This window comes from Rhodococcus sp. YL-1, from assembly GCF_001942025.1.
Classification (GTDB): domain Bacteria; phylum Actinomycetota; class Actinomycetes; order Mycobacteriales; family Mycobacteriaceae; genus Rhodococcus_F; species Rhodococcus_F qingshengii.
Genome location: NZ_CP017304.1, coordinates 204,176 through 228,356 on the forward strand (window position 1 = coordinate 204,176; position 24,181 = coordinate 228,356).

Below are 24,181 nucleotides of genomic sequence, written 5' to 3' on the forward strand. Positions count from 1 at the left end.
CTGAAAGAGGCTTATGACAGTGGGTCTCGCGCTTTCTGCTTGAGTCGGGTGTTTTCCGGCTCTTCCGGATCCGGAGTGCATGAGTCCGATCCGGCAGTGATCCGATGAGGCACAAGATGTAGTGGCGTGAAAGCGGGTCCTGGGGTGTGAGGATGAAGGTTCTTGACGCCTGATCCCCTCGCCGCCCAGAACCCAACTTGCAGCCTACCGAGCTTGTCGCCGATACCATCTGCCGAACCGTCGAACTCGGTGTCACCATCACCGGCGCCGCCATCGGCGAGGCCTTCACCCACATCGAATGCCGACCGGTTGTCGAAGATCCGATGTGCCCGTCCTGCGGTCATTGCGGCAAGCTCCGCGACCACGTCACCCGCACCCTCACCGACCTGCCTGTCGTCGGGCATCCCACCCGACTGCAGGTGCGGCTACCGAGGTTCGTCTGCGAGCAGGACAGCTGTGCGGTATCGGTGTTCCGCCAGCGCATAGACCGGGTCGCTGCTCCGAAAGCCTCCACTACCCGCCGCACCGCCCGCTGGATTCTCCATTGCCTGGCGGTCGAGAAAATGTCCGTCTCCGCGGTGGCGAAGGTACTGGGAGTGAGTTGGGACGTGGTCAACTCCCTCGCCCTGTCCACAGTGCACAACCTCGTTCACGCCCAGCCCGGGCATCTGGACAAGGTCCGAGTCCTCGGGGTGGACGAGCATAAATGGAAACATGTTCGCGGACAGGGTGATCCGAGTTTCGTAACTGTCATCGTCGATCTGACCCCGGTCATCGACGGGGCCGGCCCCGCCAGGCTGCTCGATATGGTTGCGGGTCGTTCCGCCGCTGCGCTCAGGACTCAGGACATGGCTCGGCGCGCGCGATCAGGCGTTTCGGGATCGGGTGAAGATCGTGTCGATGGACGGATTCACTGGCTACCACCGCGCCGCGAAGGACGTATTACCGCAGGCACGGACGGTGATGGATCCCTTCCACGTAGTGCACTTGGCTGCGGAAAAGTTGACCGTGTGCCGGCAGCGGATTCAGCAGGTCACACTCGGGCATCGCGGCCGCTCCGGTGACCCGCTCTACGGCATCAAAAGGGTTCTGCTCACCCGCAAGGTATTGCGCACCGACAAGCAGAAAGCGCGGCTCGAGGCTGTGTTCGCCGACGAACAGCACATCGACGTCGAAGTCACAGAACATCTCTACCAGGACCTGGTCGCAGCCTATTCCGACCCGGACAAGCGAACCGGGAAACTCACCATGTTCAAAACGCTCAAACGCATCAAATCCGGTGTACCGGCAGAGCTTGCGGAGTTGGCTCAGCTCGGTCGTAGTCTCTGGAAACGGAGGAAGGAGATCCTGGCATATTTCGATACCGGGGCCTCAAACGGTCCGGTCGAGGCGATCAACGGTCGGCTCGAACACCTTCGTGGTATTGCACTCGGATTCCGAAATCTCGACCACTACATCTTGCGGTCACTGATCCATTCCGGTCAGCTCCGGGAACGCATCAACGCACTCTAGAAACGGAAGAGCCAAGTAACCTTTGTTTTTAAAAGTGGGACCGGCGAATTACGTTCCAGTCCATATTCGGTGGGGCCGCTCAAGTTCCTTTTGCATTGAGCGCTTGGTAGATCGACTCACCCGAGCATTTGAGTGCAAATCGTGAACCGATCGACTAGCTGTATGAGGCACGGACGTTAGCTACGATCAGGACGAGATCGCTCGCGAAGAGAACTACGATTGTTGTCGGGGGCAAGGTTCGTTGATTGCTCGCGGAGCTCGCTTCGGGGGTGTCGGTGCTGACGATGTGCCTGCTTGGTCCCGTTTCTCAGAAACCCCGGGCCAGTGTCGAGGTTCGGAGAATGTCTCGGCGGCAGCATTCGAGAAAGGTTCTCGGGAGGTAGTCGAAACTGTTGCGGTAATAGTTGGGGCGACTTCTGCCACTGCTTCAGGCCTGGTGTTCGCCCTAAACCTCGCGAGATTTTCCGATGAAACCAACTCTGGGGATCGAGGGCCAGATTTGCTGGTCCGCCGCAGTGTCTCTACTCCACACGTCGCAGCGTTGGTAACCCGGCCGACCTCGTTGCCACGTTGCGATGCGGTGATGACCGCGAATCAGTGATTTTCGTGCATCCACGCCGCGCTCTGTAGCGCGAATCAAGGATCAACGCGGTGATTGCCTACGTCTCGTCCCGGGCGGCAAAGCGGACTTGACGGCGGCTGCGCTGTGATCTGTTCGCGGGCGGCGAAGGAGACACCCGTATCGCGTCTCGTGGTCTTGCGGGCGTGGTCGGCGCAGTCGATTGATATTGAGAGGTAAGTGTACCCTGACAGTCTGGCGGACCCGACATTCGCGGATTCGGCGTCTAAACGGCCCAAGAACGCAGTCGGCCCGCATAGAACTCGATTTTCGAGGATTACGATAGCGATTTGTTCTCCCGGTCGATGTGTGCGCCGCGTGCGAGGCCCGGTCAGTCCGTTCGGGTTCGCCGGGGACGTGCTAGATCAGGGAAACGGTTAGAACTGCCAGAACGCCTCGCACGCGAGGCCGGTTCGTTGACGCTCTCGTAACGAATTTTGGGGTATCCCTCTTGTCCGACCGGAATACCAGGCCGGCACCCGCGGAAGACAACAATTGCCGCCAACAGGAACCAGCATCGCACCCGGTTGGTCGCCGACGTCCGCGCCGGACACGAGGAACAAACCGTCACTGTTCCGAGAAAGGCAGGTGCCGAGATCGTTTAACCGAAATCATTCGGCTCATTCAGGCCATTTTCGGCAACGCGAACAATCAGTGACGGCGTGGAGAGGTTGTTTGATGATCGCGCTCTTTCCCAGGTCCCGCGCACGAAACTTGCTTGAGGTCGGTGACGAGAGAGCATTCGGCTCAGCCGCTTGCCCCCGGCCGCCTACGCTGGGATCGCACCCGTCACCCACCGCAAAGGGACTTTGATTCGCGGGGAGCACCCCGCACTATCGGGTACTCGGAAACTCAAGCGCGCCTTGCTGCTCTCGGCGCTCGCTGCGTTGCGCGACACCGTCAGCCGCACCTACTACGACCGCACACGAGTCGGAGGAAGGGAGCGGAACGGCGCGCTCTGCACGTTTCGTCATGAGCCAATCGATGTGGATGACCGATTTGAGTTCGTGACCGCGGGGTAGCGGCAGTGCCTCGCACGTCGAGATTCGCGTTAGCACGTTGGCACGTCGACGGTTGTAGTCGGTTCGTCTACTAGTGGTTGGATCGGCACTCGCGCTTCACCTGCAGAAGTAGGTTCGATGAGTTTGAAAACCACATTGGTTGTTTCTCCGCGCGGCACTTCCGCCAGAGTCATGAAAACCGGACGATTCTGTTCCTTGCCGCTGATGGCGAAGGCTATTCTTCCATCGATCGCGACACTTTCGAGCTTCGCTCCCTGAGTTGAGAGCAGGGACACTGCAGCCACGTTAGTAGCTTGGGGAAGGTTCTTCGGATTTACGACCATTCCGTCGACGTAGTCGGGAAGATTGCTCTGCGGGGTGTTATTGGTGAGGCTGACTGTCACCGTCGAGCTTCGAGTTGCCGCTTCACAACTTCCGGCAGAATAGTTGATCGAGCGAGTGAGGTAATAATCAAGTTTGTTTCCGGCTTGATTGTTGATCACTACGTTCGCGTAGGGTGCTGCGTCGTCAGGGACTGTATGCCCCAAAGGCGTTGAAGCTATGATCTTCTGCTCGTCGGGATGTGAGCTCCACACGGCAATACGTTCTTCGGACACTGCTTTGCCCACGGCTTCGAGTAGCGCGCTGGGGGAAGTGATCTTCCCGGTCATCTTTTGGACTACGCTAGCCGCAATCGTTTGGAGGTACTGTTTGCGCGCATTGTTGTCTTCTGCGAATCGTGTGTATGCCGTGGACTCGGTGAGTTCTACGACGTTGTCGGCTGACACCACTTCGCCGTCCGGCATGGTGATTGGCCCCATCACACCGAGTATGTAGCTCAAGGCAATCGGGTCGATCGCGATGGCTCCGTCGACCATTTCCCCATTCGATTCTTGCGACCAGAGTGATTGCCAGATTTGGGCGGCGTAGGGGAAGTGCGAACTGAGGTTGCTGTTGCGGACGTCAGTGGTAGGTCGGCTCGCCCCGTAAAGATTGGCGAAGTCGGGACCAAGGTCTATCGGTGCTTTGTCCATACTGAGTTCGGAGTTACGGCTCAGCGACGCGATGCGTGCAGTTCCGTCTTGGACGTGGATGATGCCGTAGCCGCCCAGAAGACCGCCGGTGCCGCGAGCCTCGGCGTTTGTTTGGAATCCGATGAAGTAGTTGCGCGGGCCGTCAGCTCCGAGCATCGACGGCACTAGGTACGAGGCGGTTGCGGTGTTGTCGAGAAGATTTGCCAGGTCGGCTGTTTGGTCGATGAGGGTGATTCGCGCATCGTTTACGGCGCCGACAAGTGCGGCTTCCTGTATGGCATCAGCCTGGGCGGCTAAGTGTTTGGCAGCTTTTGCTGTCTGCTCGAGCGCGGGAGCGGCATCTCGTAATGGTTCGAGGGCAATTCGTCCGCCGGACTGTATTAATTCGTCGGGTGCCAGGGCTGTTCCGGCGTCGACGGCTGGTAGTAGAACATCCTGTGTCAAGCCGCGCACGACGTCTGACATCTGCTTCGTTGTTTCGAGAGGGCTACCGATAAACGGTATGGGGGAAAGGATGTTCCACGGTAGTGAATGGGTACCGGAGCGCGCCAGTGTTGCGTATTTGTCCGCATCGGCGGCCGAGCGTTTTGCCTCTTCTGTCTTTCCCGTCAGTAGCGCGTTTTTGGCAGCCTGGGCGTGATCGCGGGCCGCTTCGAGGTTGTCCTTGACCTGAAATGCGCTGTATCCCATCCATGCGGTGAAAGCTGCGATAACCAGTGCCGCAATGCCTAATCCGGTTGCGATGTTGCGTCGACGATGGGTGTTTCCGTCTCTTCGGCGGCGGCGTACTCGGATTGGCGTGGAAGCCATCGATTCCGTTGCACTAATTTCGTCGGGGGACTTAGGTCCTGGTGTGGGGCTAGACATTGCGAAGCGCTCCTGATTTTCGAGGTGGTGAGAGGCTACCGCCAGGGCAGGGGGGTGCACCCCAGATGGTGGGGAGGCCCGCCGCACAGTAATGTGCGACGAGGCCGTAGGTGATGCGCGTTCACAGCGATTCACCGGATCTGCCGGCAATCTTTCGGAAATAACCGGGTCGATAAAGTGAGGGGATAGATTTTGAACCCATTCCCGCTCTCTCGCGCGCAACAAGCGTTGTGGCTCGCCCAACAGGTGAGTCCGTCGATCCCATTCGTTGTAGCACAATATGTGGAAATTCGCGGCTACGTTGATCTGTCCGTGCTAATCGAAGCGACAGATCGCGGAAGCCGGGAGATCGAGTCTGCTTTCGTACGTTTGATCCAGACGGACGCAACTCCGCTCCAAACGGTCGACCCGTCCATCTCAGATGCACTTGGGTATGTCGACTTGCGAGGAAGCGAGAACCCAGTTCAAGATGCCCACCGTTGGATGACGCAGCGGTACTCGCATCCGCTCGATGTGATGGTCGATCGCCTGATCGCCTCAACGCTGTTGCACGTGAACGAAAATCACTATTTTTGGTACTCGCATGCCCACCATCTCGTGCTCGACGGGCATGGGGCAATGACTCTGATGAATCGGGTGGCATCGTGGTACACCCACATGCTCGAAGATACGAAGCCAGCGCCACTGCAAGCCCTCGGACTGCAAGCACTGTACGAGCTGGACATGTCCTATCGTTCATCCTCCCGATTCGAAACAGACCGGCGATACTGGGCTGCGCTCACTACTGATATGCCCGAACCTGTGCGTTTGACCGAACGGCGCGCGTCGCCGTCAATGCCGCAACGCATGGTGACCCGAACGATGGATCCGGCACTCACTCTACGGATCGCGGTCGTCTCCAAAACGTGGAACACGAGCGAAGTCCCGGTGATCGCCGGCGCCTACGCCTTGTACCTGGCGCGGATGACCGGAGCCACGGAAGTCGCTTTGAGCTTGCCCATTTCCGGGCGGACCACTGCAGCCATGCGACGTTCCGGTGGGATGCTCGCGAACATCGTGCCGCTTCGTGTCGCGATCGATCCCGAATCCACTCCGGCTGAACTCGTGAAGCAACTCTCCACACAGCTGACCGGAGCGCTACGGCATCAGCGCTTCCGCTACGAAGACATGCACATCCACGGAGAGCATGATGGAACCCGCGATTCGGCGGGGCCGGCAGTGAACATCATGATGTTTCACGAAACGATTCGGCTGGGCGAGATAGTGGGAGAATTTCACCTACTGACCTCAGGCCCGATCGACGACTTGTTCTTCAGCATCTATCCCTCGGTCGCCGGCACCGAGCTGCGATTGGGGTTCGAAGCGAACCCCGCCCTCTACACCGCACGCGATCTGGACCTTCACTGCCGCCAATTCGAGCGCACACTCGACCAATTCGTGACCGTGCCGCCGGAGACCACCGTCGGGCAGATCGAGGTGCTCACCACCGACGAGCGCCGGCTACTGGTACCCAGCGCAGGGTTGCCGGCACGCGAGCCGGCAACGCTCCCAACGATTCTGTCCATGGGGGCGCACGTCGGCGGGGTCAGGAAAGTGGCTCTCCGAGCCACCGGACAAGAACTGACGTACGGCGAGCTCGGGAGCCGTGCGAACGTACTGTGCGCCAGGTTGGTGGACCACGGTATCGGTCCGGGCGACGTGGTGGCGATCCTCGCCCCACGTTCGGTGCAATCGGTGATCGCATTTCATGCCGTAGTCCGCTCCGGTGCTGCGCTGTTGTTCGTGGATCCCGAGTATCCGGCCGAGCGCATCGAATTCATGCTGACCGATGCTCGCGTGAGGGTTGCCCTCACATCACGAGCAATTCGACTGCCTGCATGTGTCGAGCAGGTCGGTATTGCCGACAGCGATCTCACTGAGGCGGGGGAGCGGGAGTTACCCGGACCGCGAGCTCCTTCCCTCGACGACGTCGCTTACGTGGTGTACACCTCGGGGTCGACCGGACAACCGAAAGGCGTTGCAGTTACCCATCGGGGTGCCGCGACACTGCTGAACGCTCATGTCCGGAGCTTGGAGGTCGACGTATCAGCCCGGATCGCTCACATGGCCGCGACGTCTTTTGACGTTGCAATGATGGAACTCCTTCTGGCACATGGGAGCGGCGCAACCGCAGTGGTGGTGCCGCCCGGGCTGGTCGGCGGGATAGACCTGGCGGACTTCCTGCGCGTAGAACAGGTAACCCACCTGCTTGCCACTCCGGCTGTGCCTTCATCGATGACTCCAAGTTCGCTGCCAGAATTACGCACACTCAACGTCGGTGGCGAATCACCGTCCCCTGACCTGATCGCGCAATGGTCACAGCACGTCAGAGTCGTCAATTCGTACGGCCCTACCGAGGCGACCGTCACCGCAGTGATGAGTGAACCGCTGAAACCGGGCCGACGCATCACCCTGGGTCGGCCGATCGACGGCGTTTCGACCGTCGTGCTCGATTCTCGACTGCAACCGAGTCCGATCGGCGCCACAGGTGAGCTGTACTTGATGGGCGCAGGATTGGCACGCGGGTACATGCGCCGAATGGCTCTCACCGCCGAGCGATTTGTTGCTGCACCGTTCGGCGGCCCGGCGAACCGCATGTACCGCACCGGGGACCTGGTGCGTTGGACGGTCGACAGGCAACTCGAATTTGTGGGACGAGCAGACCACCAGGTCAAGATCCGCGGTGTTCGTGTCGAACTGGGGGAAGTGGAAGCTGCTCTCGCGTCGGTCCCTGGTGTCGGATCGGCCCTCGCTGTAGTCGACGAGGGCAACATCGCAGCCTATGTCGTGCCGAGCTCAGGCCTGGCCGCCGACGATCTTGACACGATTCTGATCATGGAACACCTCACGCAGGTGCTGACCGCTGCGATGTTGCCGACCACCCTGGCCGTGCTCTCGAAATGGCCGGTGACTGCGCACGGCAAAATCGACCGTGATTCCTTACCCTCCCCTCGACCCATCACACCCGCTACGCGGCAATCCACCTTCGATCATCATGAAGATCTGGTCGCCACCGTCATGGCAGATGTACTTGGAATCCCAGCATTGACAGCGGACACCGACTTCTTTGCCGCAGGCGGAAACTCACTGGGAGCGGTGTATGTCGCAAACAGGCTCGCCGCTGCACTGAACACACGTGTCGGGGTCCGCGACGTCTTCGATGCGTCGACTCCGGCTCGGCTCTCACGCCGCATGCGTCGCCATGTCAACGAAACAGCACAACCGGAACCCGTGTCCGTCCCAGCTGACACCGCGGTGGAACCTTCACTGGCACAACAGCGAATCTGGCTACTCTCGCGCATCGCTCCAGAATCGTCTGCCTACAACATTGCCTTCGAGGTGACGTTCGACGGACCGTTGGACTCCACCGCTCTCGCTCAGGCATTTGCCGATATCGAGCACCGGCATGCCATCCTGCGGACGACATATCCGAGCGGTCCCTCCGGCACACCTCTGCAAAGTCTGGAACACGGTACGACAACTCTGGCGCCGGTACCGATCGAGGAATACGAGGGCCTGGCGGCGGACGCGGCCCGACGGGGGTTCGACGTGACCTCGGAGTTGCCCCTCAGATTGGTGCTCACGTCCTCCAGCGACCTCAAGCATCGACTGACGGTCGTCGCTCATCACATTGCAGTGGACGGACTTTCGTTCGCAACTGTCGTCGCCGACCTCGCCCAGGCCTATCATGCTCGTTCCCGAGGAACGACCCCCGGCTGGGCCACACGAGAGCTCGATTATCGCGACTTCTCGCTGTGGCAGCGGGCTGCGCTCGGCGATCCATCAGATGCAGGAAGTCTCGCTCACGAACAGTTGACATTCTGGGACAGTGCTTTACGCGCCTTGCCGGCGCATCTGGATCTACCCACCGACGGGAGACGTCGGCCCGGGGTAGAACCACCGGCGGGGTCCCTCCGATTCGAGATACCGGCAGACATTCACACGAAACTGACTACGATTGCGCGTCAACAGAATGCCACCCTCTTCATGGCGTTGCACGCGGTGCTCGCGATTATGCTCCACAAGATCACGGGTGCAGAAGATTTCGCTATCGGGACACCCACTTCCGGGCGTACGCACCCGGCCTTCGATTCCACAGTAGGCATGTTCGTCGGTACAGTCGCGCTCCGTACCCGCACCCGGCCAGCCGACACCTTCGTCGAATTTCTCGAGCAGGTGCGAGAAGTCGACCTCGCCGCCATGTCCCACGCGGACGTACCTTTCGACTGGGTAGTCGATCGAGTGGCGCCACACCGAGGTCACAGCAGGAATCCGCTCTTTCGTGTGATGCTTGCTCTCGATGTAGTCGATCCCGACATCGGAGCCTCATTCGGTTCGCTCCACGCAAAGGGCGTAAGTATCGCGCTCGAGCACGCGCGATTCGATATCGAGATGACCGTTCGGGAGGATTTTCTCGCCAACGGAGCACCCGGAGGAATCGAAGGATCACTCCGCTACGCCAGTGATCTGTTCGGTGATGAGACAGCGTCGAACTGGATGGAACGGCTACTGCGCGTATGCGAAGCGGTCACCACCGACCCACACATCACTCTTCGGGCTGTGGACGTACTGAGCAGTGAGGAACATACCGAAAACACCGAAAATGCCCATATCGAACCCGCACCCCGCCTCTCGGCACGGACGCCGATTGAACTGTTTTTGACGCAGGCCGCGGCACACCGCGACGCAATCGCCGTCAGCGCAGACGGAAACCACGTCACCTATGGCGAACTCGAACAGCGCTCGGCAGAGCTCGCCGGCGCGCTGGTCGAGCGCGGCGTCCGAGTCGGTGATCGGGTCGCGATTGCCGTACCGCGCTCGGCGGAGTTCGTGTTAGCAGTGCTCGCAGTCGTCCGGGCGGGCGGCGTCTATGTTCCGGTTGATCTCGCCTACCCCGACGCGCGAATCGAGCATCTGCTCTCCGACGCCGCACCGACACACCTTCTGTGCACCAAATCCGCTGTCTCACAGTTGGAACATTTCGGCTGCGATTTAGTCGATGTCGACGCGGTCGGTGATCCGGGCATTGCCCGGCGCCGCCGGGCAATGCCCGGGCAAGACGCGTACGTGATCTACACATCTGGCTCAACCGGCGCGCCCAAAGGCGTTGTAGTTTCCCACGCCAACATCGCTGCGCTTTTGGCGTCCACCGACCACATTTTCGACGTCGGAGCGAACGACGTGTGGACGATGTTCCACTCGGGTTCTTTCGACTTCTCGGTTTGGGAGATGTGGGGCGCGTTGGCAACCGGAGGGCGGTTGGTCCCGGTCGACCCGTATGTCGCTCGCTCCACTGTCGAATTCGTCGAGTTGGTGGTGCGCGAAGGAGTGACTGTTCTCAACCAGACCCCGTCAGCCTTCTACGTTCTCGCAGCGCACACCGACACTGTCGACCTTCCGGTGCGTCTGCTGATCTTCGGCGGCGAGCCTTTGGACCTTCATCCGGTCCGGCGATGGCTCGATCATCACCGGGACACGCGGGCAGTGAATATGTTCGGGATCACCGAAACAACGGTGCACGTCACGGCATTCGAGATCTGCGCTGGACACCAAGAAGAGGAGGTGTCTCCCGAGACGAACGCCGAATCGATGATCGGCTCGGCACTTCCAGGATTACGGACTTACGTACTGGATGCATCGTTGCGGCAGGTGCCGGAAGGCTCCATCGGTGAGCTGTATGTTGCCGGACCTCAAGTTTCCTCCGGGTATTCCGGTAAGCCGGCGTTGACCGCGACCAGGTTTGTTCCCGAACCCGGCTTCGCCGGTTCGGTGATGTATCGCAGTGGCGACCTTGTGCGTGCGAGGGACGCGGTACTGACCTTCATCGGCCGGGCCGACAGCCAGATCGAGCTTCGCGGATACCGAATCGAACCGGGGGAGATCGAGTCGGTATTACTGCGCCGACCCGAGGTCACACAGGCGGCTGTCGTTCTGCGTCATTTGCCTACCGGGCCGGCGCTCGTCGGTTACATAGCGCCCGACTTCGAAGTGGACGTCAAAGAGGTCGCCGCGGCTTTACACGACCAACTGCCTACGCACCTGATTCCTTCGCTGATCGTGTCGCTACCTACTTTGCCGACCACGACGCACGGCAAACTGGACCGAGATGGCCTGCCGGACCCAACTCCGCATCAACCGCCCACCCGCCTGCCACGTGATCCGATGGAAGAAGCAGTCGCGGCGGTATTCAGTGAACTCCTGCACCTCGAAACCGTTGATGTCACACGCAGCTTCTTCGACCAAGGCGGCAATTCTCTGATCGCAACGCGATTGGCTGTGCGCCTGAGCGAGGTCTTTGACATCGACATCGACGTGCGAGAGGTATTCGAGCACCCGACAGCAAACGAGCTCTCCGCGGGCATCGGAGCCCGAATCGGCCCCTCGGGAACGGGAAGCGGTCGCAACCGCATTCCGCTCGCGCGCGCCGGACACGATGCGGAACCGGTCTTGTCCCCGGCTCAACATCGCATGTGGATCCTCAACCAGTTCGACACCGCCGCAGCGGGATACAACATTCCCGTACTCCTACGCATCGAAGGAGACGTCAATACTGTCGCGTTGCGCGAAGCCACCGAAGACGTCGTCCTACGACATGAAACCCTCCGAACCATCTACCCGATCGGCGCAGACGGCGTACGCCAACTGGTGCTCGATCCACACCTGGTCGCTCCGACACTCCTACCCGTGCCGACCGACGCCGACTCGGTCATCGACAGGATCGCGGAACTGGTAGGGACGGGATTCGACGTCACCGTCGACCCTCCCCTTCGCGCCGAACTTTTCCACATCGACGACCGCACACACCTTCTGGCGCTGATAATCCACCACATCGCCGCAGACGCCTGGTCGATGGACGTCCTGATCCGAGATGCCCTCACCGCATACTCCGCCCGAGCGGCAGGCATCGCACCCATATGGACAACGCTGCCGATCCGCTACATCGATTACAGCATCTGGCAACGTGACTCAGGGGTGCCGGAGCACGTCTCAGAATACTGGTTACGGAACCTCGCGGATTTACCCGAACAAGTGACGTTGCCGCTCGACCACCCCCGACCGCTAACCGCGTCCGGTCGAGGCAGATCGCATCACGTCGACATCGACGACGACTTGCACACGATGATCGGTGCCCTTGCGCGAAACCACCGCGCCACCACGTTCATGGTGATGCACGCCGCGCTTGCTGTGCTCCTCTCTCGGTACACCGGCAGCTCCGACGTCCCGATCGGGACGGTGTCCGCAGGTCGATCCGACCCGCAGCTCGACGACCTCGTGGGAATGTTCGCCGGAACATTGGTCCTACGAACCGCAGTCGACCGAACAGCCTCGTTCGCCGATTTCCTCAGCCACGTTCACCAGCAAGACCTCGCCGCCTACGCCCACGCAAACATGCCTTTCGAGACGCTGGTCGAACTTTTGAACCCGACGCGATCCCCCTCGCATCATCCGCTGTTCCAGGTGGCGCTCTCTTTCCAGGCTGCACGCCCGACGACGTGGGAGCTACCGGGGCTGACCCTCGCCCCGATGACCGCGGAATTCGAACACGCGAACTTCGATCTGCAACTCAACATCACGGACACCGCCGACGGGCGACCGATGCGGTTGGAATTCGCCTACAACGCCGACCTGTTCGACGACGCGACCGTATGCGGCTTCGCCGAACGATACGTACGGGTACTCGAACAGGTCGCTAAGGACCCGGGAGCGCTTCTGGGCCGTATCGACCTCCTCGACGACGCCGAACGCTCGGCGCTGTTACCCGCCCGCAGTACCGGAAGTGCCGCAGGAACCAGCTTGGCGTCGATGCTCACCCGCGGGGTACAGATCGCGCCGGATGCGCTCGCGGTGCGCGGCCAAGGTGAGGAACTGACCTATCGTGACCTCGATCGTCGCTCGGACGACGTCGCTGCCGACTTGCGTGCTACTGGTGCCGGTCCGGAACGGTTCATTCCATGGACAGCCGACCGGACGGTGGACTCCATCATCCGACTGTGGGCGATTGCCAAGACCGGAGCAGCACCTGCCCTGGTCGACCCCGCGCACCCACCCGACCGCACCGCCGATGCCCTCAGCCCGGCTGGAGCCGGTGCATCCCTGCCCGAGGACCGAATCGTAGAGAAGGCGCGAGACGCCAGTGCGGCATACGTCGTATTCACCTCCGGCACCTCCGGCACCCCCAAAGCGGTCGTGGTCACCCATGCCGGCCTGGGGGCACTGGCGGCGGATCTGGCAACCCGCTACCACGCAGTTCCCGGCTCACGAGTCCTACACCGCGGTGCCCCCGGATTCGACATGACTCTCTTGGAAGTGCTGATCGCCGGATCGAGCGGGGCAACGCTGATATTGGCCTCGGATGTCGAGCTCGCCGGCCGTGCACTCACCACCTTGCTCGAACGCGAACACATCACGCATCTGTGCGTCACCCCCACAGTGATGAACACCATCGGCGACACCGACCTGCCCCACCTGGAAATGGTGATGTTCGGCGGAGAACGACTGAGCGCCGAACTGATAGAACGGTGGTCACCCGGACGCAGAGTAGTCAACGGGTACGGCCCGGCCGAAGCAACCATGTACACGGTTGCGACCGAACCACTGATCGCGGCCGCCCAAGACGTCCCGATCGGATACCCCATTCCCGGCGTCGACGCTCTCGTTCTCGACGACTACCTGGAACCTGTGCCGCCCGGCGTAACCGGAGAGTTGTATCTTGTCGGTGCCGCGCTGGCGCGCGGGTACGCCGAACACCCGGAGTGGACCGCTGAACGCTTCGTGGCAGCGACCGGCGGCACGAGAATGTATCGAACCGGCGATCTGGTCAGATGGAAGCACACCGACATAGGCCCTCGACTGCACTACCTCGGCCGCAATGACGCGCAATTGAAAATCAACGGCGTCCGAGTCGAACCCGCCGAAATCGAATCGGCGATCGCGGCGATCGTCGACATCGACTTTTGTGCCACAATCCTGCAACCCAACACCGCCGGGACGTCGATTCTGCTCACGTACGTGTGGTCTCACCGCGACACCCACCTCGACGGCGACAATCTACGCAGGAAATTGGCGGACGTGCTGCCCGCGTACATGGTTCCCGCAGCGGTCGTGGTCCTCGAAAGCGCTCCACCCGTCGTGAACGGAAAGTTGGACGCTCGAGCGCTGCCCGCCCCCGAGAAATCAGTGGTGTCCTTCGAACCCCCTCACACCGACATCGAGCGCACCGTGGCAGCGGCGTTCGCGGCAGTACTCGGAAACCACGAAATAGGGCGCGGCACACACTTTTTCGACCACGGCGGAAATTCGCTGCTAGCCACCCAGGTCAGCTCGCGTCTGAGAACAGACCTCCGACGGGCGATCTCACTGAAGCTGTTCTTCGCACACCCCACCGTGGCGGAACTGGCTGCGGCACTGGAAGAATCACCTCCCGAACCGGACATCACAACGATCGCCGCCCGAACCCGCCCGGAAGACATTCCACTCTCCCGTCAGCAGCACCGGATGTGGGTACTGAACACACTCGACACCAGCAGCAGTGCCTACAATTTGCCCCTCGCCGTGGATCTACGCGGACGACTCGACCGTGCCGCGCTCGAACACGCAGTCAACGAAGTGCTCGGAAGGCACGAAATCCTCCGAACAACGTACCCTCAGCGTCCACCAGTCCAGCGGATCCTTCCGGTACCGACGCTGACCCTCGAACCGCATCCCCTCGCCGACACTGCGCTGGACAGTGCTTTGCACGCATTCGCGTCCCACGGCTTCGACGTCAGCACACAACTACCAATTCGTGTCCGGTTGTTCATGCTCTCGGCGGACCACCACGTCCTGGCGGTGAACCTGCACCACATTGCCGCTGACGGAGGCTCACTGGTGCCACTCGTCCGCGACGTCCTGGCGGCATACGCCGCCTACCGCGACCGAACACTCCCTTTTTGGGATCCGCTGCCGATCCAGTACGCCGATTACGCCCTGTGGGACCACGAAAGCGAAACTGCCACGGAATCGGTACATCATTGGCAATCCGCGCTCTCCGAGGTCACCACGGTCTCGCCCTTGATTCCCGATCGCCGGGCCTTGGGTGGGCCGCGAGAGGCGGGCCGAGAGTCGTTTTCACTGTCCGCCCAGACGACGGAGGCCGTGGCGAAATGGGCTAGCCGTGCGCACGCAACGCCCTTCATGATCTATCACGCGGTGCTGTCTGCAGTTCTTTATCGGTTGAGCGGGACCCCCGACATCGTGATTGCCACCGCAGTCGATGCGCGGCGCTCGACTGCTCTGGACGGATTGATCGGAATGTTCGTCGACACCGTCCCGCTGCGAACGCATGTGTACGGAAACCTGACGATGGAACATCTCCTGGATCAAGTGCGCGATGCAGATCTGGCAGCGTTCGAGCACAGCGCTGTACCGGTCGAGGTCCTGAGCGCCATCCTCGGTGGCCGAGCACCGCAGGTCGCGCTCGCACTGCAAAACTTCACCGTTCCACACCTTGACTTCACTGACCTCACCGTCAACGTCGTTGAAATCGACACCGGCGCAGCGAAATTCGATATGCAAATCTCGCTGACCGAGAGAATGGACGGAGGCGCGGACGGCCTCGTCATCTACAGCCGTGAGTCATTCGAGGCCGCGACAGCGAGATCGGTCGCCGACCTGTTCACCGACGTCATGAGTCATGCGCTCGCCGATCCGTCGACGACGGTGGCCGACGCGACCACGATCTGTGCTCCCGCGTGGGCGTCGACGCCGGTGGATACTTCTCGAACTCTGGCCGAGATTCTCACGGCGACCGCAGCACGGTTTCCCCACAACATTGCAGTCAGCGATGGCACCCGGACGCTGAACTATCGTGAACTCGACGATGCCTCGAACATGGTGGCTCAAGAACTCGTTGCTGTGGGCGCCGGACCGGGCGCAGTACTGGAGATCAACGCAGTGCGGTCGATCGAGTACATCGTCCAGCTCTGGGGAATCACCAAAACCGGAGCAGCGTTCGCTCCGATCGCCCCTGATCTCCCGGACGTCCGTCGAGACCAGATGCGTACAGTCCTCCAACCCCTCAGTCCAGCCCCGGGCAGGCAGATTCCGGAGGCCATCGCCTACGTCATACACACGTCCGGTTCGACCGGCACCCCCAAAGCAGTCGCGGTGACGCATCAGGGCCTGGGCGCACTCACGGACGTGGCAGTCCATCGATACGGAATGCACTCGGATTCGATTGTCCTGCAGGGGTACAACCCCAGCTTCGACGCGGCCCTCCTCGAGATGATGCTCGCCTTCGGCTCGGGAGCAACACTGGTGATTGCGCCGACCGATGTGTACGGAGGTCGAGAACTCGAGAAGTTCGTCAACGAAAACTGTGTCACGCACTTGTTATCGACGCCAGCAGTGCTCGAGACGCTGGACCCGGACAATCTGCCACTACTCGAACTCATTGCAGTCGGTGGCGATGTTCTGTCGACTCGGACAGCACACAACTGGAGTCGCCGAACACGGATGCTCAACGCATACGGTCCGACGGAAAGTAGTGTCGTGGCCACCCTCGCGGAGATCGACGTGCGCTCGGAGACCGAAATCGGCATCGGCGCGCCCATCCTCGGCACTGGGGCCGAGGTACTCGATTACGGACTGCGACCGATTCCGTTCGGGGGAGTGGGGGAGCTCTATCTGAACGGCCCTGGACTCGCGATGGGGTATCTCGGAGATCCGGCGACGACTGCCAGCGCCTTCGTAGCGGCACCGGAGGGCGCGCGACGATATCGTACCGGGGATCTGGTGCACCGCAGATCGGACGGCGAACTCGGCTTCCTCGGCCGGACGGACCGTCAGGTCAAAGTTCGCGGCGTACGAATCGAACCGGCCGAAATCGAAGCCGTCCTGCGCGCACAACCTGACGTAAAAGCTGCTCGTGTGATTTTGGTCGACGACGTGATGACCGCATTCGTCGTCGGATCCGGTCCCGGGTACGACGAGAACGAACTCAAGCGTGAATTGATCGTGCAACTTCCCCGGTACCTCGTCCCGACACGCATCATCACACTGGCGGCCCTGCCTCTGACCACCAACGGGAAAGTGGACGTCGATGCATTGCGCACATACCTCGGAAACCGCACTGCAGAGATTGGACCACTCACACCCACCGAAGAACTCGTGACATCAGTGATGTCACATCATGTTCCGCACATTGTCGGTGTAAACCACGATTTCTTCGAATCGGGGGGAGACTCGCTGTCTGCCACGGCCGTCGCCAGCAGGTTGTCGGCAGCCTTCGGCCGCGAGGTACCCGTTCGTGAGGTGTTCGAGAATTCGACGCCGCGTGCGATGGCACGATGGCTCGATTCAGCTGACGAGGTTTCCGCCCGCCCACCCCTCGTCCCGCGCAAAAGTGGTGACCGTGTTCCGTTGGCTCCTGCTCAGCAACGGATATGGTTGACCGCGCAACTTCATCCCGACTCATCGGCATACCACCTCGTCTTCGCCGTTACCCTCGACGAGGACCTCGACCTCGACTCGTTAGCCGCGGCGGCCAACGATGTGCTGACACGACACCGCATTCTGCGCACCGTCTTCCCGTCCGACTCCGCCGGGCCACACCAGGTCGTGACCGACACGAAACCGGTCGAGTTCGATCCCATCATTGTCGACGACTTGCACCAGAGCGCAGCGATATTCGCCTCGTCCCCATTCCGGCTCGAGCGCGAGACGCCGGTGCGCGCGCAGGTGATGGTCGGTCCGACCGGCACTCGGGCCCTCGTACTGGTAGTGCACCACATCGCCCTCGACGGCGGTTCGATGGACGCGGTGCTCTCAGACCTCGGCACCGCACTGTCCGCGAGAGTCGTTGGACATCAACCCATGTGGGATCCGCTGCCCCTCGACTACCACGATTACAGCGCGTGGATGAGTGCGGTGCTCGGACGGCCGAACGATCCGACATCCCTGGCTCATCGCCAATTAGATTACTGGACAACCGTTCTCGCCGGTGCGGAAGATGCGCTCGCGCTTCCGGCCGATCGACCCCGGCCCGCAATCGCATCCCAACAAGGTGCTCTGGTCCACGACACCGTGGACGGGGATCTCTACGAGAGCCTCATGTTATTGGCCCGCTCACGCGGGGTCACCGTGTTCATGCTCATGCACAGCGTGCTCGCCGTTCTCCTCGCGCGCGAAAGCGCTACCGACGACGTAGTGGTCGGCACAGCGGTCAGTCTGCGCAATAGTCCGGATCTGCTGGGGATGGTCGGCATGATGGTCGGCACCGTCGCGCTTCGAACGACCATCGACCAGCGAATGCCGTTCTCCGAACTCCTCGATCACGTCAGAGACGTCGATCTGGGCGCGATGGCCCATGCAGACGTTTCCTTCGACGACGTGGTCGCACGGATTGCCCCGCCGCGCAGAACCAACGAGCAACCGCTCTTTACCGTGATGCTCGCCTATCAACGCACGAACACCCTGCACGACGTACCCGGAATCACTCCGCTCCGGCAGTCAGAGACGCAAGCGCCGGGCGAAGAGCGCGTTGCTGCAGACTACGATTTGACCTGGGACATCACCGATCTCGGAGATGCTCTACGCGTGCGATTGCTCTATGCCACCGACCTGTTCGAGTGCACAACCGCCGAACTCCTGACCCAACGATTCGCTCGCATACTGACGCACATCGTGGCCCACCCGCACACCGCCGTAGGAGACATCGATCTCCTCACCGCGATCGAACGGGCGAGCCTACCTCACCAGGGACGGCACTCCGTTCCCCCACGATCTCTGGCCGACATGTTCGAACATGCCGCCACCAATGCCCCCGAATCTGTAGCCCTCGAAGTCGACGGTCGGCATACGACCTACCGCGAACTGTTCAACCAGTCCACCCACTGCGCTCAGGAACTCGTGGACCGCGGCATCGGACCCGACGACGTCGTCGCGATCGCCACCGGACGAGGTCAACCATGGCTAGTGGCACTGTGGGCCGTAGCCAGAGCGGGCGCCGCCTGGGTGCCCCTGGATCTGAGTCAGCCGCGCGACCGACTCGAGTGGATCGTCACCGACTCACGCGCGACGGTCGGACTCTCGGGGGACACCGCGAACCCCGACCTTCCCTCGCAGCTGGACTGGATACCCGTCGTTCCGGTCGGACTAACCGCCACGACGCTGACGGGTGCACGAACGGCGAGCCCTGACAGCCTCGCCTACGTCATCTACACCTCCGGATCCACCGGCGCACCCAAAGGCGTTGCAGTATCCCATCGTGGGCTGGCGAACATTTGTGCAACTCACCTCGCGACGCCGGATCCCGACACCGGCACGCGTGTACTCCAGCTGGCGTCGCCCACCTTCGACGCCGCGGTCCGCGAACTGTTGCTTGCGGTCTCAACGGCCGGAACCTTGGTCATGGCACCCGATTTCGTTTTCGCCGGACGTGAACTGACGGAGTTCGCGATCCACCACGAAATCACGCACCTGATAGCGACACCCACCGTCCTCTCGACGATGGACCCGTGCACGCTCCCCTCGATGGTCGTCGAATCAGTGGGCGAACCATTGAGCGCCGACCTCGCCGAGCAGTGGTCGCGTACCCATCGCCTGTTCAACGGGTACGGACCGACCGAAACGACCATCGTGGCAACGACATCACCGCAAATTGCTGATGCAGACGTCACCATCGGGACCCCGGTTCACGGCGCCACCGCATTGGTACTCGACACGCGGTTGAATCCAGTTCCGGCCGGGGTAACAGGCGAGCTCTACATTGCCGGTGACAATCTTGCTCGCGGATACATCCACGCATCACCGCGCACGGCTGGCCGCTTCGTCGCCGACCCCCACCGCCACGGCGCACGAATGTATCGCACCGGTGACCTCGTTCGCAGGCGGAGACGTGACGGACTACTCGAATTCGTCGGTCGCAACGATCAACAGGTAAAAATTCGCGGCATTCGTGTCGAACCGGCTGAACTCGACGCCGGGTTGCGGAGACACCCGGCCGTGACGTTCGCGACGACCATCGTCTCGTCGCAGACGGCAAAGCACATCCAAATGTCCTCGTACGTAACGGTCAACGATGCCACGGTCGACGCAAATGACATCAGGATGTTCGTCTCCGCAGTCTTGCCCCGCCACCTCGTACCGACCACCATCACAGTGTTGGACACCGTCCCGTTACTACCGTCGGGAAAACTCGACAGGCTCGCCCTACCCTCACCGGATCACCGCCACGACCATGTCGGTGAATCACCGCAGACCGAAATGGAAGTCGTGATCGCGGAAGCCTTCACACACAACACCGCAACCGAAACGGTAGGACGCCATGACAACTTCTTCCTCATCGGTGGTACGTCCATGGGCGCAGTAGATGTCGCAGCCGCGTTACGGGACCATCTCGACCGTGAGGTACAAGTTCAGTGGATTTTCACCCACCCGACCGTGGCCGAACTCGCCACACTGATCCAAACCGGTGAAAGGTCCCATTCCATGGACACCGTGATCCGTTTGGGTGGGGATCCTCAAAATCTGCGCCCACCCCTCTTCTGCATCCATCCGGTCAGCGGAATGGCGTGGTGCTATGCGGAAATGGCGCAGCATCTCGACGGTCGCCGTGTCTACGGCGTGCAAGCCAGCGGTCCCGGCGAGCTACCCGGAACAATTGCCGCGCTCGCCGAGCGATACGTGCACGCGCTGCGGTCGATCCAGCCACAGGGCCCGTATCACCTTCTCGGATGGTCGCTCGGCGGAACGCTGGCACAGGAAATGGCTGTGCAACTCACGCATTCCGGAGCAGAAGTCGGATCAGTTGTGATGCTCGACACCTTGCCGCCTGAAATGATCCCGATCAGACAAAGCGCTCCAACACCGGGCGAATTGATGCTCGAGCTCGGACTGCCGGAAACCGGCACCGACACACCCAGCGTGTCGCTGATGACATTCGAACAAGCCGCCCGTGAAATTCGCCGCAGAACACACTTGGAGTTCATCACAGCGGATCTTCTCGAAGCAGCGACAGCCCGAGTGGAGAAACTCGCCAGGATGGCCAGTGACCACGAACCGCGTCACTATGCAGGTCGCGTGGACCTCGCTGTGGCACAGAAAAGTACTGGGCGAGACCATGATCTGGCGGAGAGATGGTCGAAACGTGTAGCGACAGTTCGCGAGCACCCAGTCGCGGCCGCGCATGCCGAAATGCTCACGTCCGGCGTCCTTCCACACGTCCTGCGCATCATACGACGCGCGGAAGGCCCCGATTCGACATAGAACAACGACCGACAATTTGTCTTCATTCAACATCGCCACACCGACGAATGTCGCACGCACGAACACGCCATTGCTCGGACGCGTAACAGAGCGCGTGAGCTGAAAGGGATTCAAAGATGGACGTACAGGATTACCTGAAGATATTGAAGACGCGTTGGAAGATCATCGCCGGCATTACGGTGGTCGCGATCCTCGGCGCACTGGGCGCTTCGTTGCTCTCCACGTCGATCTACCAAGCTTCGACCCGGCTGTTCGTCTCGACCTCGTTGGGGGGCACGGTCAACGAGGCATATCAGGGAAACCTGTTATCACAGCAACGTGTGACGTCGTACACCAAGCTATTGACCGGACAAACGCTCGCGCAGCGCACCATCGACGCGCTCGGCTCGGCGACAGTGGGAGGGATTTCGGCGAAGACCCTGGCCGGAAAGGTCACTGCGACATCCGCACCGGACACCGTTCTGATCGACGTAGGCGTCCAGGACACGTCGCCCGAGCGTGCACGCGATATCGCCAACGCACTGTCGGACGAGTTCGTGGTGATGGCAAAGGAACTGGAAACCCCAGAGAAGGGCGGAGTGCCCGCAGCGCGTGTGGTCGTCGAACAGCAGGCAGAAACACCCACAACGCCGGTATCACCGAAAATACAGCGTAACCTCGCGCTCGGCGCGGTGGTCGGTCTGCTGTTGGGCATCGCGCTCGCCGTTCTGCGCGACCGACTCGACAACACGGTCAAGGACCGCCGTGTAGTGGAAGAAGTCGCCGGGGCGGCAATGGTGGGAACCATTCCATTCGACAAAGAAATGCAGACCCGCCACGCTATCGACTTCCACGACGGCAACTCCGACAGCGCGGAGTCCTACCGTGAACTGCGAACCAACCTTCAATTTCTCGAGGTGGACAATCCGCCGCGCGTCATCGTGGTGACCAGCTCGCTGCCCGCCGAAGGCAAGACGACAGCCGCAGTCAACATCGCTCTCGTTCTGGCGGAGGCAGGAAAGTCGGTCTGCCTGATGGAAGGCGACCTACGTAAGCCGCGAGTATCGAAATACCTAGGGTTGATCGGCAATGTGGGTGTGAGTTCGGTGCTGTCCGGCCAAGCAGAACTCGACCATGTATTGCAACGCACCAATCTGGGAGGATTGGTGGTGCTCGCATCGGGGCCGATCCCCCCGAATCCGAGTGAACTGCTCGGCACCGATCACGCACGACAGACATTGGCCGAGCTTCGTGCTCGCTACGAATACGTCATCATCGACGCGCCGCCGTTGCTCCCCGTCACCGATGCAGCCGTGCTGGCTGCGATGGCTGACGGTGCCTTGGTCATTGCGCGACATGCCACTACGAAACGGGATCAGCTAGCACGCGCCGTGGGGAACCTTCACAGCGTCGGGGCGAGAATTCTGGGCACCGTGATCACCATGACGCCGACAAATGGGCGAGGCGGGTATGACTACAAGTATTACTACGAGTCGGATCAGTCGACACCCCGGATGCAGACGGCGCCGGCGGTACCCGCTGCCGACCCCACCGCACCGCACTACGAGTCGCCGAAGTTCAGCGATGCATCAACCCAGGAGTTCGAGGTCAAAACTAACCGGACGAATCATCGTTATCGTGACTGACGTGCTCCCAGTCAACGCTGGGAGCACGTGCGTTCGCAGCATTACACCTGTTGAGCGGGAAATAGTTTCTTTGCAGCGGAAAACTATTGTCCATGATCGGTTTTCGCACCGGACACGGTACGCATTGATACTATCTTCGAGATGGCAATCCGCCATTCGAAATTAGAGGATTCGGAGGATCGAATGTTGGGTTCGCTTTTTAGTCTCAGTTCAGATATCGGTGTACCATCCATCGATGGCATTCTGGAAGCAGTCGGATCGATTTTCGCTGCCTTGTTCAGCCTGAGCTGATAAACCGCTGTACAATAAGCCCCTGCCGGTCGAGAGTCGGCAGGGGCTTGTCGTAGATTGTGATCGAGAGCCCGCGTTTCATCTCGTAGATTGTGATCGAGAGCCCGCGTTTCATCGATTTCATTACGCCATTCGGAAGATCCGCACCACAGCAACGCATGCTTGCAAAGCGACAGTGCACTGGGAGGTTCATCCGGGTCAGCAGCCAGTTATCCAGTGTCAGAAGATGTCTCTGGAGCAGAGAGAGACAGATCTCGACGAGAAGGAATAATTAACCGCTGGAGCAACGGCCCGAGAAGTTCGGCGATCTCACTTCCAACGTCTTGGAACACTGCCGCATCGGCGCCGATCGGGTCGAGGATGTCCTCGGCATCCCGCACTCCGTATCGTGTGCGGGCGTCCGCAAGTTCGGCAACAGTGCTGGCGGCCGACTCTTCCGCTAGGCGAGCAGCTTCGCGCAACGTGAAGGTCCGCCTGAATTGCATCGGCGCCAATCCAAGTACCTTGTCACGGTGACGCTCAGACATCGTGAGGATCAAATCTGCCTCCGACGCGATCCGAGCGGTCAAGCGTCGCGCACGGAAATTGCCGGACGCCCCTCCCAAGCCCTCCAAGACTTTTGCCGCTGTCAACTCGATTGGATGACCGATCACCGCTCGGGTACCTGCACTCGACGCCGTGAAATCCGAAACTCCAGCTTCTTGGGCAAACGCATTCGCGAGTCGTTCCCCCGTAGGTGATCGGCAAATGTTTCCTGTGCAGACAAAGAGAACGTGCATAACTCGAGCATATGTGCTCGGTCGTCATTGCCAGTATTCCCACACTCGGCGACACGATCAACCGCCTGCGACGACGTTGCGGGGGTGATTTCATCGGAGGATTGGTAGGGAGATCCGCCGTTTGCATTGCCGTGCGAGTCCGCCGATCAGAGACATTGCCCGACCGTTG

At 60.9% G+C, this 24,181-nt stretch carries 5 protein-coding genes and 1 pseudogene; 4 read left to right on the forward strand and 2 right to left on the reverse strand.

Features of this window, described 5'->3' with window-relative positions:
- Positions 1 to 197 precede the first annotated feature (197 nt).
- Together BH682_RS35020 and BH682_RS37395 are read left to right on the forward strand one after the other, a co-directional pair.
- Positions 198 to 1,512, forward strand: a pseudogene (locus tag BH682_RS35020) (ISL3 family transposase).
- Between the two features lie 1,374 nt (positions 1,513 to 2,886).
- Positions 2,887 to 3,153, forward strand: a complete 267-nt coding sequence (locus BH682_RS37395) for a transposase (RefSeq protein ID WP_190287666.1) — start codon at positions 2,887 to 2,889, stop codon at positions 3,151 to 3,153.
- Positions 3,154 to 3,182: 29 nt separating this feature from the next.
- Here the strand turns inward: BH682_RS37395 and BH682_RS35030 are convergent, their stop codons facing one another.
- The gene (locus BH682_RS35030) at positions 3,183 to 5,033 is read right to left on the reverse strand and encodes a DUF4012 domain-containing protein (RefSeq protein ID WP_052959829.1); all 1,851 of its coding nucleotides are present in this window, start codon (positions 5,031 to 5,033) and stop codon (positions 3,183 to 3,185) included.
- A 192-nt stretch (positions 5,034 to 5,225) separates the two neighbouring features.
- Between BH682_RS35030 and BH682_RS35035 the strand changes: the two genes are divergently transcribed.
- Together BH682_RS35035 and BH682_RS35040 are read left to right on the forward strand one after the other, a co-directional pair.
- Positions 5,226 to 21,317 carry a non-ribosomal peptide synthetase gene (locus tag BH682_RS35035; protein ID WP_075836643.1) on the forward strand — a complete coding sequence of 5,364 codons (16,092 nt, stop codon included), beginning with the start codon at positions 5,226 to 5,228 and terminating at the stop codon, positions 21,315 to 21,317.
- Positions 21,318 to 21,433: 116 nt separating this feature from the next.
- Complete coding sequence (locus BH682_RS35040) at positions 21,434 to 22,942, forward strand: polysaccharide biosynthesis tyrosine autokinase (protein WP_083954829.1); 1,509 nt, start codon at positions 21,434 to 21,436, stop codon at positions 22,940 to 22,942.
- Between the two features lie 500 nt (positions 22,943 to 23,442).
- Here the strand turns inward: BH682_RS35040 and BH682_RS35045 are convergent, their stop codons facing one another.
- On the reverse strand, positions 23,443 to 24,012 hold the full coding sequence (locus BH682_RS35045) for an arsenate reductase/protein-tyrosine-phosphatase family protein (RefSeq protein ID WP_075836645.1): 570 nt from the start codon (positions 24,010 to 24,012) through the stop codon (positions 23,443 to 23,445).
- Between the last annotated feature and the right edge of the window lie 169 nt (positions 24,013 to 24,181).